The organism is Cesiribacter sp. SM1, assembly GCF_020178975.1.
Taxonomy (GTDB): Bacteria; Bacteroidota; Bacteroidia; order Cytophagales; family Cyclobacteriaceae; genus Cesiribacter.
Genome location: NZ_JAHXBU010000044.1, coordinates 195,838 through 211,576 on the forward strand (window position 1 = coordinate 195,838; position 15,739 = coordinate 211,576).

A 15,739-nucleotide genomic window follows, 5' to 3' on the forward strand; every position below is an offset into this window, starting at 1 on the left:
TCCATCGTGGAATTTGCAAGCCAGGATGAGCCTCTAAGCATCTTGTCTGCAAGTTCTTTATGTAAGTATCTAATGCTGATTTACACAGGCTTTAGCAGAACACCGTTGAACCTGCAGACGGGTTGGGGATCTTCTACCACCCAGGCCAGGTGCAGGTTCTGAAACAGCTTCAGGTAGGTTACACACCATGAATCCACTAATAAAGAAAATGAATTGTGCTCCTGCGGCTGGCGCAAAGCCAGGGCAGTTAAAAGTTTTGTTAGGCTGCTTAACTGGTTATCGGCTTTCCAGAAGGCTTCCTTCAGTACCCAGAAAGGAAATATTTCATGTAGAGTTACTAGCTGCTGCTCCTGTGCAGAAAGGCCTACCAGCAGGTGGTTTCGCTTTATTGAAGCTTCTTCCTGTATATCAACCCCAACCCTATGCCGGGAAATGGCAATCACTAAATGCTGCCCGGAATGTGAAATATTAAATGCCAGATCTCCCTCCAGGTAGGGCTTCTGCAGCTGGGTATACCTTAGCTGAATCTTTTCCGGCTGCTCACCTAAATACCAGGTAAGCAGGTGTTTTAACAGAACCCTGGCTGTCAAAAACTGCCGGCGCTTCAGTGAACACCTAAAGCGTTGGTAGCGTTGGGCTTCCCCTTCATCCAGATATTGCAGCGCCTTTTGCATTGTAATATCCGGGAACTGGCTGGTTTGAAAATACCAGAGATGCACCTCCGATTCCGGTAGTACTAAGCGTTGTTTAAGCATGCAGCATCATTTCAGTATCAGCATTGATTTTTAAAGTATCAGCCGTGTTTACCCCATACATCTTCAGCAGCTGTATGCGGTGCAGCACAGCAGCTTCTCTGAGCAGCCGCATGGCTACTGCTGCCACAGTGCGGTTTTCGAGCGCTTCCATGGCGCTACCTTTTACCCAGTCGTTAAAGGCACCCATAGCGGGGCCGCACCACACCTGGTAGTCCATTGTTCTTCCTTCTACGCCTTTTACTGCCCATTTTGAAGACAAACCCAGGTACCATCGAAATATCAGTGCCATTTTTCTTTTCGGATGCTGGCGGGCAGTTTCCAGCCTGAGCGGGTCTTGATGCCGGAAGAACTTCTCCACTTCGTTCCATACCTCGTTAAGGGGCATTTGAAAAAGCTGCTTTTCCAGTTTCTCCAGCTCTGCTGTTGGTATGTCTGTAACAGCTTCGTACTGGCTGTACAGCTGGTAGAGCTTTTTGGCGCGGCTGGCATACATGGTGCTCCGCTTGAGTACCTGTACAGAGATGCCCATTTCGAACATATCTGCAGAAGGTGCCAATACTACGTCTGCAGAAGATGCCTTGGCCAGCATTGCCTTTACAGGGGCCGAGGTAGCGGCTTCCCTGCAGGCCTGGTTAATGGAACCGGTTACAACATAATCTGCTCCCATGGCAAAAGCTGCCACTACCGAGGCAGGTGTGCTGATTCCCCCGGCAGCACCAATGTGCAGCGGAGCAGCATAGGCATATTGCTTTTCTATACGCTCTTTCAGCCTTATCATTTCCGGCAAAGCACACACCAGCGCCTGGTTATCGGTATGGCCGCCGGAATCTGCCTCAACGGTAATATCACCAGCCAGTGGAAGCTGTTTTGCCCACTCCATTTGCTCGGGACTTATCTTGTCCTGCAGCACCAGTACCTTCAGCAGGGCATCGGGGGCTGGCTGCATAAAAAGACGTGCCACTTCTGCACGTGATACCTTGGCAATAATCTTATTCAGCGCCCTGATGTTGCAATCTTTGTCTTTTACTAATCCTGCAGCCCGGTAGTAAACCAGCGCAGGGGTTATTTCCATAAATGCCGATGCCTCCAGGGTACGTACCCTGTACTGTAAATAAAGCTCAACCAGCCTCATTTCCAGGGCGCCGTCTCCCAGAGAATGGATAAGGTTAAAGGCATAAGGCCCATGCGGAAGTGCTTCCTGTATGGTATTTATGGCTTTCTCTACTTTTTCCAGACCCAGACCGGCAGCGCCGAAAGATCCTAACATTCCCTGCTCACCTAAAGCAATCACCATTTCTTCGGAGGCAATTCCATTTGCCATGGCTCCGGCCATATAGGCATAGCGCAGCTTATGCATTTCCCTGAAAGCGGCACTGCCTAACTTTTCTGGCGGAAGTGCAGGCAATATTCCTACCGTCTGATACTGTCTGTTTTGCGAATTTCCGGCCGACAGGTAGTGGTTTGATTCCCTGTCCTGGAACAGGTAACAGCTATGCTGCGTTGCCTGCAGCAAAGATCCGGCTTCCTTCAGTGGTAACAGCTTTTCTGTTGCTGTCTTAGGTAGAGATTGCTCCTGCTTAACTGACTCTCCTACAGGAGGTGCTGCTACTGTTAAAGCAACATTATTGGTGGCCGAGGCTGCAGTTTCTGTTACTTCTGCAGCAGGTGTAGTGGTAGATTCTTCATAGAAAGGAAGCCTGATAGGAATGCCGTGGCTGCACAGTACACTGCTTAGCTGTAGTAGCGAGCGGTAGTCAGATACACCTTTCTGGTTGATGCCTAAAGAAATGTGTGGCTCATCCTGGAGTATATCACTCACCAGCCGTGAGCACCATGCTTTGGGACCAACCTCAATGAACACATTGATACCATCCTGGTAGGCTTTTTGCACCTGTGCTACAAAATCTACAGGCTGGCAGTAGGTATCGGCAGCATTCATGGCCAGTGTTTCTTTATCTAATGGCATTGGCTCCAGGCGGGGACCGGAATAAAAGCGTATACCAGGTGTTTGTTCTATATCCAGCAGGTGCATCTCCCGGAGTGACTGGTGATACATAGTCTTTATCGGAGGGCAGTGGGCTACATTATACAAATCTACCACTATGCCCACGTACTGGTGCTGCTGCAGCCAGGCTTCGCCTGTGGTGCGGTCTCCGGAAATAATCACATTACCGGGTGTGTTGATAAAAGTCAGGTAGAGGTTTTCTGTTCCGGCAATTTGTTCTTTAACCTTTTCTGCGGGTGCTATCAATACCCAGTGCGCCCAGTTTTTGAAAGCAGTGTTTGCCTGAAATACCGGCGATTGCCGCACCCGGCTGCGCAGGTGACGGAAGCCCCATACATCAAGGGCAAAGAACATGGTAATGCCCCCCATGCTGTAGCCCAGTGCTGCCTCGGGTTCCAGCTCAAACTCATTGCGCAGCACCTGGGTAGCAAAAACACTCATGGAAATGCTGCTTTCTGATGCTGCAACAGTATTGTTCAAAAAGGCTGCCTCACGGGCCTTTCTTTCGGCCGGATCGGGCCTTTGCAAGTAGCGTGGCCGCATTAGGGGTTGGTGTACCAGTTCGTGCAGTTTGTCTATTTTAGCATCATAATGGCTAAAATAGTCTGGGAACAGTTGAATGTTATCCTTGAACATGCCTGCATAGGCACTTGCCAGGCCCGGATATATAAAACCTATTTTTGCACGCTTACCCAGTGGCTTTGCAGAAAAATAGGAACCTGCAGGCGTTTGCCAGGTTTTATCGCTTGTAAATGCTGCTTCCAGTCCATTTCTGGCAAACGCAATTTCTCTTACCAGCTGGCGCTGGCTGCCGGCTATCAGGCTAATGGTGTACTTGCCAGGCCGGGCCTGGTTTTGACGGTACTGTGCTGCAGCCCATTTGTGAGAGAAGTGTACTGCCTCTTTTTCAAGATTTTCAAGCTTTGCCATGAGTTCTGATAAACTATTGCCAGATACCAGCAGTAGCTTTTTATCCTGTTGCCGCAGGTAAGTCCTGGACTTTTCTGCAGCCGGGCTTGCCTCTTCCAGTTTCAGAATCACGGCAGCTTCAGCCACTTTCAACACAAGAGCTGCAACTCTTTTTTCTTCATTATTTTCTGGAATCCAGGGGAAGGAATCTTCAGGAGCATAAAAGAGCTGCGCATCCCAGCGGCTAAGCTGCGGCAGGCTTTTTGGCTCCCGCAGAGCCGGCAGGAAACGATAATGCAGGCACAGGCAGAGCTTGATCAGTCTTGCTAGTTCCTGCAGTGCAGCATCAGGCAATACCAGGGTGCCCAACGCACAAACAGGATCATTCTGCTGGCTGCTTCCAGCTAGAGATAGTTTAGGTGGTGCAACAGCCGGATCAACATCCAGGTAGTTGAGCACTGGCATTAAGGCCTCCAGGCTGGCAGAGATAAAAGGTTCCGGTTTGTTCAAAACTGCATAAACCGGTTGTTTGGTTTTAGTGGCTTCTGAAGATAGCATTAGCCGGATGCCAGCCCCGCATTGTGCAGGCAAATGCTGTGCTCCCAGCAAAACACTGCCTTCAGGGTTTTGCTGCAACCATTTATTTGCAGTAGCCAATGCATCTGTAAGGCTGAAAGCAGTAAAGGTTTCTTTGATCTCAGGAGCATCTTCTGGTGCCAATTTTTGATCACCTATGCTGATTACTGCAAGGGGCTTGCCTACACCAGCTTTGTAATACATTTGCTGGTACAGCCCTGATTGAACAGCCGGGGTATTGCCAGGAATTGCCTTAGGAAAATCTGCTGAAAATGTTCCGTCATACAGGGCTTTATAGAATGCGTCCAGATCAGGAATACCTGGTAGCCGAACATCCATATCCACCACTGCCATGGGGTGTTTGCTGATGTCCTGTGTCTGGTACAACGACAGCAACTCTTCGCTAACAGTAAGGGCAATATCACGGGCTTCTACCAATACTTTACCTTCAGGGCTTATGGCGGTGGCATTACCCACCACTTTGTGACTGGTTTGGCCCGTTATGCTAAGATGTACCCAGAATGTTTTATTAAATGGCAGGGGTTCATAGATCCTGAAATTGCCCATACCCGCGGGCAGGCAGGAGGCTTTCAGGTAGTGAAATGCCCACACCAGGAATCCCTGGCACATGGCATCGGTAGCAAAGGTATTGGAGGTTTGCAGGGGGAATTCGCCCTGTGTCTTATAGTTAGGCTCTGGGAGGCGACAGGTGTACCACAGCTGTTGTTCATCCATATGCCACAGTGCTTCCATACCCTGGTAAGCCGGCCCGTGAAACAGGCATCCTTCTGTGTAAAGCACTTCACGTGTTTTGAGGGGCAGGCTGCCAAAGGTCGGGAGCTCCATGAGGGGCTGCTCAGGCAATGCCGCCGTTAGCAGAATTTCGCTGCCGTAGTGATAGCGGCGGCGCTCCTGCCCATCGAAGCTCCAGACCTTGCCCTTCAGGCGAATGTATTGTTTATCCTGCTGAACAACCTCCAGGTCCAGGAAATAGTCAATAGCCTGCTTTCCGTTAAAAATAATGCCGTTAAACAGCTTACTCTGCTCGCATTGTAGCAGGTGGTAAGTGGGAAATAACTGTTCAGCTGCGTTTGCAATCCAGGCGATGCCGCTTACGAAAGGCATTACAGGATGCCCTGCAATTACATGATCTTTCAGGAATGGATTTTCCTCAGGCTTTAGCCGCTTTTTTATGGATAGCATCTGATTACCCAGCTGGAAACATTTGGGAGGCGGCGGCATATGGTTATTCACGATGGTGACTACGTCTGCCCCGGGCTGCTGAAGTAAATGGATAAAATGTGCTACCCCTTCTGATTCCTGAATCAACATAACGCCCCGGTTCTTGAACTCCTGCTGAATGTAAGGCGTGATCATACCCGTATTCCAGGGACCCCAGTTTATGGACAGAACCCTGGTTTGCGGGTGCTGATGCTGGTAGGAGAGCGCCCACTTATTAAGTGTATCATTTGCAAGTGAGTAGTCTGTTTGGCCTTCGTTTCCGTAAAAGCCGGATACAGATCCGAACAGGATGATGTTTTTTAACGCTGCTGCCTCCACAGCACTCAGTACATGGAGCAGGCCCTGTATCTTGGTGCCGTAAACATTGGCTAAGTCTGCTTCAGTCTTTTTTTCTACCAGTTTATCCGCAAGCACACCAGCACCATGAACAATGCCTGTTACCTTACCCCATTTTCGCTGTATAGCAAGTATTTCATGCCGGCTTGCTTCTGCATCCATGATGTTTACCCTAACATAATCGGCTTTAGCGCCTGCAGCCTGAATAGCCTCAAGTGTGCTCCTGATATTTCGGGAGTACATGATTTGTTGGTACACTTCCTGTAACTTCATGGGGCGGGGCTTTTCTCCCTCACGTTGCAGTAACTGGAAAATGGCCTGCTTCAGCGCTTTTTCTTCTGTAATGCCTTCCGCCCACTCCGGATCTTCTGCCTCGTAGTTACTCCTGCCCAGGAGCAGAAAGGTACAGGGGCATGCCCTGGCAAGTTCAATGATACAATGAGCCGTTATGCCCCGTGCGCCCCCGGTAACCAGCACCACATCAGATGGCTGAAAGCCAGCAGCGGGCGCAGCAGTAAGTGTAGCCTCTGCAGGTTGGGTACTTAGTGTTTGCCTGTTCAATGCTGCATCGTACCCGGTTTCGGCCAGTGCCAGGTCTGTATCCTGCAGTTCGGTCAGCAGGCATTCAACCAGTTGCTGGGGTGTTAAGGCTGGGTGCAGGTCTATGGAACGGCAAAATACGGAAGGCCACTCCCGGTTCAATGATTTAACAAGGCCTGTCAGACCTGCCGTTTGCCAGTCGAAGGTGGTGCCTGCACCGTAGCCAAATGCTCCGTTTATGCGGGTAACATTTAAAAAACTGCAACGCCTGGAGACCTGTTTATGAAATATTGCCTGTAGCTCACCTGCGATCCAGAACACTGCCTGTGTGGCATCTGATGCTGCCCCCCCGGCAGCATGCATGTAAATGAATAACTCAACGGGGCCCAGCTGCTGTGCCTGTTGCAGGGCCTGTTGAATAGCTTCCCGGCCTGTACTTTCAAGTTGCAGTATGCGGAGCTTTTCAGGCATCTCAATGTTTCTGGCTGCCGTGCCTGGTAAACGCAGCATCATCACCTGCATACTACGTGATATCAGCGCCTGTGCGAGCAGCACTGAAGCGGGTGTTCCATCATCTGTAAGTAAGGCCACAGAGCCTTCAGGCCAAAGCCTTTCCCACTGAAAAGGATAGGGCAATGGTTTTACAACCACCTGCTGTTGAGAAATTCGGGAGAGAGACTTTTCCATAGGTTGAGTGAGATTACCGGATTCCTTAACTGCAGGGGTTGCTGTATCCGTACTTTTGTTATATGCTGCTTTCGAGTAGTCCTTTAACATCGCTAATGGTTTTTAATGCTAATAATTGCTCAGGTTGTAAGGTCTGGAAAGCTGGGTACTGCTCCCGTATGGCACCGAAAATCTCTACCTGTTTGATAGAATCTATGCCTAAATCTGCCACCAGTTCCATATCATGATTTAGCATCTCTGCCGGATAACCGGTTTTATCAGCAATAACTGCCATCAGGCTTTTGGCAATAGCATCGGCTTTGGGGCTCTGCTCAAGTACTGCAGGATCAGCCGCCTTTGTAACTGCTGATCTGTTAGTATTTTCAGTTTTCTTCAAAGCCACAGCAGTGATCTGTTCAGCCATGCTTAGATCAGCGCTTGCAGGATTTTCTGCAGGTTCAGCAACGGATGTCTCTTTAGCTGGAGTGCTAGTATCAACATCCGTATCCGCAGAAGCTAATTGCTGATTTACCATTTCTACTATATCTCCCAAGGTCTTGACCTGCACAAAATCTTCTGTTTGCCATTGATGCAGTACCGGATATTGTTCCCGCATGGCGCCAAAAATCTCAACCTGCTTGATAGAGTCTATGCCTAAATCTGCCACCAGCTCCATCTCCAGGTTCAACATCTCTGCAGGATAGCCAGTCTTATCTGCGATCAGGGACAGTACAGCTGCTTCAAACAGAGGGTTTACTTCTTTTTCCTGCTTTTCTGCACCCCTGGCCGGTACCAGTGGAGCAGGTGCTTTTGTTTGGGGTGTGCTGACTTCTGCAGCTGCCTTAGCAGGGGTTTGGTCGTTTCGGGAATCTGCATTCGAGGTATCGCCATATAGGGTGTGGCCGTTTACTGCATGCCCGTTGAGCGTGAGGTTGCCGTTAGAAGAGTGCCCGTTTGAACTTCCATTTCGGGAATCTCCATTCCGGGAATCTCCATTCGGGGAATTTCCATTCGGGGAATTTCCATGATGTGAATATCCATTTTGGGAATGTCCATTGCTAGAGGCTTGCCCGTTGCCGTTCGAGATGATGGTTGTAAACAGATCAGAAAGGTCTGGCATTGTGACTTTAGCTTTTCGGGAGGAGGTGTCAGCCTCTTTACCGTTGCTGTGGTCTTCAGCGAACATCTGGTTCATCTGGTGTTTGTAATCTTCCAGAAACATGCGATGTTTTTCCAGTGCCTCCTGCTGTTGCGAGCTAAACTGAATCATCTCACCCATCAGGTTTATCTGTTTTTCCAGCATCTGCAGAGACAGGTTCAGGTGATTGGTTTCCTCCACCGACTGTGTGAAAGCCACAACCGTGTTTTGATCTGCAGGCATTGCATGACCATTTAAAGTGGTGCCGGATGTTTCTTTAGGGTTCATAGGCTGGATATTTTCTTGCTTAGACTGGTTTACTACTTTCAGGGGTGATTCCTGTTGGGCTTTCAACCATTGTTGCTTGGTTTTTTCGCTTACATAGTTGCTGGCGTTGAAAGGGATTTTCATTTTAGGTTTGGCAATCTTACGCTCTTGTGGTGCCAGCTGGTATGGATCTTCCATGTTAAGAGAAACCCCAGCCACCAGTAATTGCATTAATGCCTGCTGGTATAGCTGGGCACTGTCCTGCTTGGGATTGGAGTTAAGAGGAATTGTTTTAAATGTTCTGTTCCGGAGGGTGCTCTGCACCAGGTTCGATAATATATTTCGCGGCCCTACCTCAACAAAAATTCTGGCACCTGCCTCGTACATGGCTTCAATCTCCTGCTGAAACTGTACTGTAGACAGCATGTGCTCTTTGTACTTTTGCTGTATGGCTGTTCCTTCTTTTGCATAGGCCTGGCCGTCGATATTGCTGTACACAGCCAGTTTGGGATTCTGAAAAGGAGTTTTGCCAATGGCCTCGGCCAGGGGCTGCTGGGCATCCCTTAGGCGCAGTGTATGAAAGGCCGCCGAAACTGGTAGTACTTTAGCATACAATTTATGTGCGGTAAACACTTCTGCTGCTCTTTCCACATCAGCTGTTGCACCTCCCAGTACCACCTGGTCCGGGGCATTGATGTTGGAAAGATCGAGGTTCAGGTGCTGCTCCTCTATGAGCTTCAGAACTGCGTCGGTATCGCCCTGCACGGCAATCATGCCGCCGGCATCATTTCCCTTGGCGGCCTGGGCCATTACCTGCCCGCGGATGCAGGCTAACTTCAGGTAATCCTGTTCTTTTAGAACCCCGGCTGCCCAAAGGGCTGTTAATTCTCCAAAGCTATGGCCGCCTACCATATCTGGCTGCAGTCCGGTGCGGGTAAGCAGCTTGTATAAACTCATGCTGATTACTCCTATGGCAGGCTGTGCATACTGGGTTTGTGTTAAATTAAGCTGCTGCTCCTGCTTTGCTGCATCATCAAATACTGGTATCGGAAAAACTTTGTCGGAGAGGGTTTCATGATACATAGTCTGCATGATCTTATCTGCATTCTGGAAGTTTAGCCGGAACTCCGGATAAAGGCATCCCAGCTTGCTGCCCATGTTCACATACTGCGCACCCTGTCCCGAAAACAGTACGGCAATTTTGCTATCCTTTAAGTTGCCGTCGGGGCTGTAACTGATTCCCTGTGGATTGTCAAAAGCTTTCTGTGGATCACTGTGCTGCAGCAACTGCAGGCCTGTTTTTAGCCGGTCCATCAGCTCTGCTTTGCTTTGGTAAACAAAGCCCAGGCGAGGAGCCTTCTGGGGTATTGACCGTGGTACAGGCAGTGGCTCAAAATCGGTACTCCTTTGTAGGTCGCTTAGCACTATCTGGCACCTTTGCTTAAGGGCCTCATGATTATCGGCATACAGTACAGCGGTATGGTAGGGCGACCAACGGCGGTACGGATCCTGGTGTTCGGGTTGATACTCTTCCAGGGTGAGGTGAAAATTAGTGCCTCCAAAACCAAACGCACTTACGCTGGCTCTTCTGGCATGTTTGCCTTTTGGCTGTATCCAGGGGCGTAGTTGTGTGTTAAGGTAAAAGGGGGTTGATTCAATGTTAAACTCGGGGTTAGGTTTTGAAATGTTGATTGTTGGTGGCAATACCTTATGATGGAGGGCAAGTGAAGCCTTGATGAGGCTTGCCGCACCTGCTGCAGTTTTGGTATGCCCGATCTGTGATTTAACGCTGCCCAGGGCAATTCGCTGCTTAGGTGCTTTAGGGTCATGAAAAACAGATGAGATGGAGTGAAATTCCACCCGGTCTCCTGTTGGGGTTCCGGTGCCGTGTGCTTCCAGCAGGCCAACGCTTGCCGGCTCATAACCGGCCTCCTCATATGCCCGGTGCATGGCCAGCTGCTGCCCCTGGCTCACTGGTCCGTAAATGCTGGAGTGACGTCCGTCGCTTGAGCTTCCAATCCCCCTGATTACTGCATAAATGGTGTCTCCGTCGCGTTCAGCGTCGGCCAGTCTTTTCATCACTACCATGCCTATGCCTTCACCTATCACTATTCCATCTGCCTCCGCATCAAAAGGGCGGATCTTGTTTTTCTTAGAGAAGGCAGGTGTTTTACTAAAGCTCATATATGCCATGGGAGAGTTGTCGGTATCAACGCCTCCGCTGATCATCATATCGCAGCGGTGTTCTACCAGTTCGTTGATCGACATTTTGATGGCACTCAGGGAGGCTGCACAGGCAGCATCAACTACGCAGTTTGTTCCGCCCAGGTCAAATCTGTTGGCAATTCTGCCCGCAATAACATTGCTTAAAAAGCCTGGGAAGGCATTCTCCTGCCAGGGAACATAAGCACATTTCATTTTTTCAACGGCCTCTTCTATGGCTGCCTCTGATAAGCCATACTGCTGGAGCACCTTGCGCCAGATAGGGTATTGCAGGCGGTTGCTAAGGGGTTCCATTAGTTTTTGCCCTCCGCCAACACCCAAAATTACGCCAGTATTTCTGCGCACCTGTTCTGTGAAACGGTCTCCGTCGTACCTGGCATCCTGCAAGGCCTGTTTTGTCATGACCAGGGAGAGGATCTGCGACGAATCTGTAACTTCTAAGATATTCGGTGGTAATCCGTATTCCAGCGGGTCGAAGTCAATATCAGGAATAAAGCCACCTACTTTACTGTAGGTCTTGTCTGGCTTATTCGGATCAGGATCGTAGTATTCTGAAATATCCCAGCGTGATAGTGGTACTTCTGATATGCAGTTAGCCTGCTCTACGATGTTTTCCCAAAAAGCATCTATATTCTGCGAGCCGGCAAAAAGGCCTGACATACCAATGATTGCAACAGGATTTTTTTGAAGGGGTAGATTTTTTTCCATGATTGAAAAATTATTTAAAAAGTAGGCGTAAAAGGTGGGGTGTTCTGCATCCTCAATTATCAGGCTACTGATAAAGCTGCAAAACATATTGATGTTGCCTTGGCATAGCGCAGGCAATCTTCTGAAAGTGAATTTTGATCTGTATTAGCTGGGACAAAGCAGTCCCACCAGATAAAGACGGTTTGTTAAATGGATCTTGTACTAAACCCGCTCCTAAAAGTATAACATCACACAAGTACCTGTGAAAATACTCCAGACAGTATTCCGCAGGGATGCTGTGTGTAATGTTAGCAGAGCCATCAATAAAGTAATGTTATTAAATTTTCATCTTTATTGGTCAAAGATCATTGGTGTCTTCCATTCATGTAAACTTTGTTTTAAAACAGTTTTAGGGTTTGTTTACTGGCTGCCTGCAAACTTCTGAATGTCACTATGGATAAAGATGGATAGAGCAGGATGTTTAATTAAACATTCCTTCCATCAGCAATGAAGACAAGAAGTCGGGGGTAATTGCAGTGCCTTTAAATAGTGCTTAATTTTTTTCTTTTTGTGTATTTAAATCAGCATTTGCACTTCAAAAGCATCAAAGGAGCCATATGTTATGTTTTGATGCATAAAACATGCAGCCTCTTTGCCTGATATTAGCATAAAAGCACACAGATTTGCAGTAAAGCACATAATTTGCTTTACAGTGATCTGGTTTACCTGCAAGGTATGGGTTTCAGTTACCTGCAGGTATTCTCAAAATTATTGTTGATCTCTACTCTTCTAACTGAAGTAACAGACTATGGCTGGTTTATACACAAATGCAGTAGGTATAAATCGCAGCAGTATAAGACTAGCTGATACGAGACATATTGTAGAGCATGTCTGCATAGATGACGACAGCAGAAAGTCTTTTTAGTTATTACATCAATTCTGTATCTGTTAGCCAGGAAGCATAGCTTCGTAGAGTTAAGTTGATTGGCAATTAGGGGGGGTAAGTCTGTTAAAATGCCAACAGATACTTTGCTCAATACATTCTTATTAATCTTCAAACAATTAGTAGCAGCAGAAGCATTGAAGTTCAGCCTTTTACTATTGTTTAACTATTAACAGGAGGTTGTTATTTTTGTTTTCAGTTCAAAAAATAATTCTTTAATTCTTTTGAAATACTCATCAGCCTGTCTGGCCTACTGCCGATCAAAGGGAAAGCAATAAAAAGGATGGCAATGAAAATGATATCATGTAAATCGGATTCTGTGGGAAATAGTTTGGGATTAACCAAACTAAAAAGAAAAGCTTTTACAGCAACAGGGAATCTGAACTCTGATAATTGTTCAGCAAGTAAAAAATCCACTTTCACTGCAATATAATAAAAAGTTATATCAAAGCAACAAATTGTTTTATTTAAAATTTACAAAAAATAACAGATAAAATTTTACACGGCAGCTTTGAACAATAAGCTTAAAGATTTTTTGTGTATTAATCCTTGAAATCCTTGTTTCTAATTCTGTTTGTATGTTAAATTTAAGGACTTGTGCTAGAACCCTGCTTTTTTCGGGTCTACTTAATGCGGCTTACTGCTTGACATGAGTAATCAATTCAATCGGGCTTGTTAATCCAGAACTAACAAAGCGTCGCATACACATGTAGATAAATATGCCACCTATTGCTGTAGCGCTGTAAGTTGTTACTGTGCAAATCTTGCTGGCATAAAGTCCGTAGCGGTTATCCTTTAAAATTTCTTCCATTCCTGTATTGGCAGCGAATGCCTCATCTCGAAGAGAGCAGGGGGAACACCTGGCTTTTAGATCAGATCATCAACTTAGCCGCTTCGCAACTGTTACTGCCGGCAATCGCTATTGCTATGTCTTCACTGATCCTTTTTGCAGCATGATTCATGATTGGTGTAGCAATTTTAGTACTGCTCTGCTTACCGGAGCGTGTGCAGACTGCAGCTGTTGCCTGTTCTACTCAAATTTAACTCATTAACATTCCTGTTTCTTTAACATAACCAATTCTATTATGAGGTTATTTCTTCTATATATAAGCATGACTTTAGCCGGCATTACTGTTACCTGGGCGCAGTCAGCTACACAAACAGTTCGGGGAATGGTTGTTGATGCGCAGTCAGGCTTTCCCCTGCTGGGGGTGAATGTGGTGGTGCTGAATACCAATCCGCTGATTGGCGCTGTTACAGATGCCCAGGGCTATTATACCTTAAAGCAGGTGCCGCTTGGCAGGCAAAGCCTTAGAATATCCTATATCGGGTACGAGGAGCAGGTGATTCCTAATGTGGTGGTAACCTCTGGCAAAGAGGTGGTGCTGGATATTAATCTTACCGAGCAGGTATCTGTAATAGGCGAGGTGGTGGTAACTGCAGAACCTGAAAAAACAGTGACCAATAACGAGCTTACCACTGTAAGTGCACGCTCCTTTAACCTGGAAGAAACCGGCCGCTATGCAGGGAGCCGGAATGACCCTGCACGTATGGCTGCAAACTTTGCAGGGGTTGCTGCCAACAACGACGACCGGAATGACATTATCATCAGGGGTAACTCACCCAGTGGTTTGCTCTGGCGCCTGGAAGGTATAAACATTCCGAATCCCAGCCACTACGGATCTTTGAGTGCCAGCGGAGGTCCTATCAGCCTCTTGAATTATAATTTGCTGGATAAATCTGACTTTCTCACGGCTGCCTTTCCTGCAGAATATGGCAATGCACTGGCTGGTGTGTTTGACTTGCAGCTAAGGCGTGGTAATACTGAAAAGCATGAGCACCTGGGGCAGATTGGGGTTAATGGCGTGGAGCTTGGTATGGAGGGGCCATTCTCAAAAAAATCGAAGGCCTCCTACCTGGCCAGCTACCGCTATTCTACGCTGGGCTTTTATGAAATGGTGGGCTTAAACTTTGGCACCGGTACAGCCACACCCGAGTACCAGGACCTGACCTTTAAAGTTGATGTTCCTACTGCTAAGGCAGGCAGGTTTACCTTGTTTGGTATTGGTGGTAAGAGTAATGTTGATCTGCTTAGCAGTGATAAAGGATCGGAGTCGCTCTATGGATCGGAGTTCACCAACGACTACGCCAGTTACCAGACAGGTATAGCAGGCCTCTCACACTTGTACTACTTTAATTCTACGCTGCACTATAAGCTTTCCCTGGCAGCTTCACGACAGGAAGAACACCTCTACCGCGATTCACTTTCTGCAGTAGATCAAACACCTATTCCGGCTGGCCAGGCCGATTATGTGAACAACAAGTATTCTGCGCACCTAACCCTTAATAAAAAGTTTAGTGCCCGCAACAATGTATCTGGAGGCATAATACTGGATTTATATGATTTTGATCTTATGAACCGCCGCATTGTTCCCGGCAGTGAGCGGGTTATTCGCAATGCTAATGGTAAAAGTCTGCTTAGCCAGTTGTATGCCCAGTGGCAGCTTCGTTTTACTAATAAGATTACCCTTAATTCGGGTCTGAATTTTCAGCGCTTTGAGGTGAGCAGGAGCGAAGTGCTTCAACCAAGGCTGGGCCTGCAGTTTCAGCTGGACCAGAAGCAAACCCTGGCACTTGGCTACGGGCGGCACAGCCAGATTCAGCCACTAGATATCTATTTTGTGCGAACAGAATTGCCCGATGGCACAGTAGCAGAAACAAACAGAAAGCTTGGATTTACCAACAGCCATCACTTTGTGATTTCCTACGATCGTTCGCTCGGTACAAACTTTCGTATGAAGGTGGAGACCTATTACCAGAAAATAAATGATGCGGCTGTAGAACTGGCGCCCAGCTCTTTTTCCATGCTGAATGCGGGTGTTGACTTTGAGCCAATAAACAGAGACTCGTTGGTGAACAGGGGCGAGGGTGAAAACTTTGGCCTGGAGCTAACCCTGGAGAAGTTTTATAGCAAGGGCTACTATTTATTGCTTACTACCTCATTGTATAAATCCAGCTACAAAGGTAGTGATGGTGCCTGGCACAGCACTGCCTTCGACGGAGGTTATATCGGTAATATATTAGGAGGCAAGGAGTTCAGCATTGGAAAAAGGGACAACACCCTTGCCATAGATGTTAAATTTACGGCATCGGGCGGCAATCGGTATACGCCTATTGATTATGCTAGATCTGCTCAACTGGGTTACGAGGTGCGACAGGATCATCTTGCATTCACAGAAAGTTTAAATGGTTACCTGCGGGCAGATTTAAAGCTGTCATACCGCATTAATGCTCCTAAAGTTACCCATGAGTTTGCCCTTGACCTTCAGAATATTACGAACAGGCAAAATGAATTTGCCCGTGCCTACAATCCTCGTACCAACACTGTTCACACGCAATACCAGATAGGCTTTTTTCCAATACCACAATACAGAATAACTTTTTAATAACCC

General features: G+C 47.5%; 5 protein-coding genes. 1 reads left to right on the forward strand and 4 read right to left on the reverse strand.

Annotated elements, in window-relative coordinates:
- Positions 1–80: 80 nt before the first annotated feature.
- From KWJ01_RS09130 to KWJ01_RS09145, 4 genes are all read right to left on the reverse strand, one after another.
- On the reverse strand, positions 81–755 hold the full coding sequence (locus KWJ01_RS09130; protein ID WP_224996123.1) for a 4'-phosphopantetheinyl transferase superfamily protein: 675 nt from the start codon (positions 753–755) through the stop codon (positions 81–83).
- The gene (locus KWJ01_RS09135) at positions 748–7,050 is read right to left on the reverse strand and encodes a PfaD family polyunsaturated fatty acid/polyketide biosynthesis protein (RefSeq protein ID WP_224996124.1); all 6,303 of its coding nucleotides are present in this window, start codon (positions 7,048–7,050) and stop codon (positions 748–750) included. The genes KWJ01_RS09130 and KWJ01_RS09135 overlap by 8 nt, the downstream gene beginning before the upstream one ends.
- A 58-nt stretch (positions 7,051–7,108) precedes the next feature.
- On the reverse strand, positions 7,109–11,365 hold the full coding sequence (locus KWJ01_RS09140) for a type I polyketide synthase (protein ID WP_224996125.1): 4,257 nt from the start codon (positions 11,363–11,365) through the stop codon (positions 7,109–7,111).
- A 1,117-nt stretch (positions 11,366–12,482) separates the two neighbouring features.
- Positions 12,483–12,710: a hypothetical protein gene (locus KWJ01_RS09145; RefSeq protein ID WP_224996126.1), complete on the reverse strand. Its 228-nt coding sequence runs from the start codon at positions 12,708–12,710 to the stop codon at positions 12,483–12,485.
- A gap of 689 nt (positions 12,711–13,399) precedes the next feature.
- Between KWJ01_RS09145 and KWJ01_RS09150 the strand changes: the two genes are divergently transcribed.
- Positions 13,400–15,733, forward strand: coding sequence for a TonB-dependent receptor (locus KWJ01_RS09150; RefSeq protein WP_224996127.1), 2,334 nt, complete (start codon positions 13,400–13,402; stop codon positions 15,731–15,733).
- Positions 15,734–15,739 lie beyond the last annotated feature (6 nt).

Excerpts from the sequence above, each read along its gene's own strand:
- KWJ01_RS09150 (WP_224996127.1), top strand. The coding sequence starts at position 13,400 with ATGACTTTAGCCGGCATTACTGTTACCTGGGCGCAGTCAGCTACACAA.
- KWJ01_RS09130 (WP_224996123.1), bottom strand. The coding sequence starts at position 755 with ATGCTTAAACAACGCTTAGTACTACCGGAATCGGAGGTGCATCTCTGG.
- KWJ01_RS09140 (WP_224996125.1), bottom strand. The coding sequence starts at position 11,365 with ATGGAAAAAAATCTACCCCTTCAAAAAAATCCTGTTGCAATCATTGGT.
- KWJ01_RS09135 (WP_224996124.1), bottom strand. The coding sequence starts at position 7,050 with ATGGAAAAGTCTCTCTCCCGAATTTCTCAACAGCAGGTGGTTGTAAAA.